This window comes from Promicromonospora sp. NPDC060271 (assembly GCF_042726755.1).
Classification (GTDB): Bacteria; Actinomycetota; Actinomycetes; order Actinomycetales; family Cellulomonadaceae; genus Promicromonospora.
Genome location: NZ_JBHXBG010000240.1, coordinates 1 through 3063, shown reverse-complemented (window position 1 = coordinate 3063; position 3063 = coordinate 1). Strand labels below are relative to the sequence as shown.

The 3063-nt window shown below is 70.2% G+C and carries 3 protein-coding genes; all 3 read left to right on the top strand.

The annotated features are described in order from the left end of the window. Positions 1 to 77 precede the first annotated feature (77 nt). The 3 genes from ACFWE2_RS23880 (at position 78) to tig (ending at position 2989) form a co-directional block, all read left to right on the top strand. Positions 78 to 551 carry a carbohydrate ABC transporter permease gene (locus ACFWE2_RS23880; protein ID WP_377226700.1) on the top strand — a complete coding sequence of 158 codons (474 nt, stop codon included), beginning with the start codon at positions 78 to 80 and terminating at the stop codon, positions 549 to 551. 11 nt (positions 552 to 562) lie between these two features. Next, complete coding sequence (locus ACFWE2_RS23875; RefSeq protein ID WP_377226699.1) at positions 563 to 1357, top strand: carbohydrate ABC transporter permease; 795 nt, start codon at positions 563 to 565, stop codon at positions 1355 to 1357. Between the two features lie 231 nt (positions 1358 to 1588). Next, positions 1589 to 2989 carry a trigger factor gene (tig, locus tag ACFWE2_RS23870; RefSeq protein WP_377226698.1) on the top strand — a complete coding sequence of 467 codons (1401 nt, stop codon included), beginning with the start codon at positions 1589 to 1591 and terminating at the stop codon, positions 2987 to 2989. Positions 2990 to 3063 lie beyond the last annotated feature (74 nt).

The window sequence follows — 3063 nt, the reverse complement described above, 5'->3', positions numbered from 1 at the left end:
GGGTGGCCTCCGGGGGTCCTCTGCGGCCCGGGCGGTTTTGCGGCCCGGTCACCGCGCCCCGGCGCGCGGGCGGCGTGGTGCCCGCCCCCCCCCCGGGGGGGGCCCACCCCGACACCGCCCTGTGGGTCGTCGTGCTGGTGACCGCCTGGCAGTGGGTAGGGTTCCCGCTCCTGGTCTACGGCGCCGCGCTCGGGTCGCTCGATCCCACCATGGAGGAGGCCGCGATGCTCGACGGCGCGTCCTCCCGCCAGCGCTTCTGGTACGTCACGCTGCCCATGCTGGTGCCGGTGATCGGCACGGTGAGCGTGCTGACGTTCATCTTCTCCATGGAGGCGTTCCCGATCCCGTACGCCCTCGGGGGGTCGAACGGCAGCCCGGCAGGGGCCACCGACGTCATGTCGCTCCTCTTCTACCGCACCGCGTTCGGCTCGGGGGCGTCCAACGCGATAGGCGTCTCGTCAGCGGTGGCGATCCTGCTGTTCGCCGTGATCGTCGGGGTGTCGGTGCTGTTCACACGGTGGTTCCGCCGCGTAGAGCGAGGCCTGACGTGAGGCGCGCGGCGGTGCAGGTTGTCCTCTGGGGCTACGCGGCGGTCGCGCTGGTGCCGCTGCTGATCATGGTGTGGAACTCGTTCCGCACCGATCAAGAGCTCGTCGCCGAGCCGCTCGGCCTGCCCGTCAGCCCTTCGCTGGACGCGTACCGCCAGGCCTGGGTGGAGGCGTCGTTCTCCACGTACTTCCTCAACTCGGTGCTCGTCACCACGGCCTCGGTTGCCCTGTCCACGGCTGTCTCGCTGCTGGCTGCCTACGCGCTGGCCCGGTCGCGCTCACGCCTCATGGCCGTCATCGAGCAGGTGTTCGTGTCGGGCCTGATGATGCCCGTGTTCCTCATGATCGTGCCGATCTTCTACCTGCTCGACATGATCGGTCTCGCCTCGACCCGGACCGGCCTGATCCTGGTCTACGCGGCGGTGTCGATCCCGTTCTCCGTGTTCGTGCTCGCCGCGTTCCTGCGCCAGCTCCCGGACGAGCTGGAGGACGCCGCCCGGATCGACGGCGCCGGACCGCTGCGCACGTTCTGGTCGGTGCTGCTGCCGCTCGTGCGCCCGGCGGTGGCGACGGTGGTGGTCTTCCGCTTCGTGCCCATCTGGAACGACTTCTTCTACCCGCTGATCCTCGTGCGCGACCGCGCGCAGTACACGCTGCCCGTCGGGCTGACCACGTTCTTCGGGGAGTACCAGACGTCGTGGTCCACCCTGTTCGCTGGCCTCGTCATCGCCACGCTGCCGCTGGTGGCCCTGTTCCTCGTGGCCACACGGCAGATCGTGGCGGGTCTGACGGCGGGTATGGGCCGCTGACGGCGGGTCCGACGGCGCGCGGACGCCAGCCGGTGTGCGGCACGCCACCGGCTTGCATTCGGCGCCCGTGGTCGTGGGGCGTACCATTGACGGGTTGCCCGTGCGTCTCTCGCACGTCGTCGTCAGCGCGGCTGACTGCGAGCAGCGGCAACTGAGCTGAGCATCCCCGCGCCACCCCGGGAAGCAGTGAGCCGGCGTGCGCGCACCCCCGACATTCTGGAGACCATCGAAGTGAAGAGCGCCGTCGAGACCCTGGAGCCCACCAAGGTCAAGCTGACCGTCGAGGTGGACTACGACGAGCTCAAGCCGAGCATCGATCACGCCTACGAGCACATCGCGGAGCAGGTGAACGTCCCCGGCTTCCGCAAGGGCAAGGTGCCCCCGCGTATCATCGAGCAGCGGGTCGGCTGGGGCGCGGTGATCGAGCACGCCGTGAACGACGGCCTCTCGGGCTTCTACCGTGACGCGCTCGGCGAGACCGAGCTGCGTCCGCTCGCCCAGCCCGAGGTCGACGTGACCGAGGTCCCGGCGAAGGCCGGCGAGGGCCAGCTGAAGTTCACCGCCGAGGTCGAGGTCCGCCCAGAGATCGAGCTCCCCGAGCTCTCCGACGTCGAGCTGACCGTCGACTCCACGGTGGTGACCGACGAGGACGTCACCGAGCGCCTGGACGCCCTGCGCGAGCGCTTCGGCACCCTCGTCGGCGTCGACCGCCCGGCCGTCGAGGGCGACTACGTCGTCATCGACCTGAAGGCCGTCATCGGTGACGAGGAGGTCGACTCCGTGTCGGGCGTCTCGTACCAGATCGGCTCCGGCAACATGCTCGAGGGCCTGGACGAGGCCCTGACCGGCCTGTCCGCAGGCGAGACCACCACCTTCAAGGCCCCGCTGGCCGGCGGCGACCACGAGGGCAAGGAGGCGGACGTCACCGTCACCGCGACCTCGGTCAAGCAGCGCGACCTTCCCGAGGTGGACGACGACTTCGCCCAGCTCGCCTCGGAGTTCGACACGCTCGAGGAGCTCAAGGACGACCTGCGGACCCAGGTCGCCGGCATCAAGACCTCCAACCAGGCCGTCAGCGCCCGGGACGCCCTCATGGAGAAGCTGCTGGAGACCGTCGAGGTCCCCGTGCCCACCGGTGTGGTCCAGGCCGAGGTGCACCGCCACCTCGAGTCCGAGAGCCGCCTGGAGGACGACGAGCACCGCGCGGAGGTCACCGCCGACGCGACCAAGGCGATCAAGAACCAGATCCTGCTCGACACCCTCGCCGAGAAGCTCAAGGTGCAGGTGAGCCAGGGCGAGCTCGTCGAGTACCTGGTGAGCGCCTCGCAGCAGTACGGGATGGAGCCGAGCGAGTTCATCAAGTCGCTCGAGCAGGGCGGTCAGATCCCCGCCATGGTCGGCGAGGTCGCGCGCTCGAAGGCCCTCGCGGTCGCCCTGCGCCAGATCGAGGTCAAGGACTCCGACGGCAACGTCGTCGACCTGAGCGAGTTCATCGGCTCGGAAGAGGTCGACGAGGCCCAGGCAGCGCTCGACGCGGCCGTCGCACAGGCTCAGGAGGCCGCTGACGGCGAGACCCCCGAGGCGCCCGCCGAGGACGCCGAGCCCGAGTCGTCGGCGCCCGCGAAGGCCTGACGCACACCCGGCCCGACAGGGCCGACGCATGACGCCCGACGGCGGTCCGCACCCTCGGCGTGAGGGTGCGGACC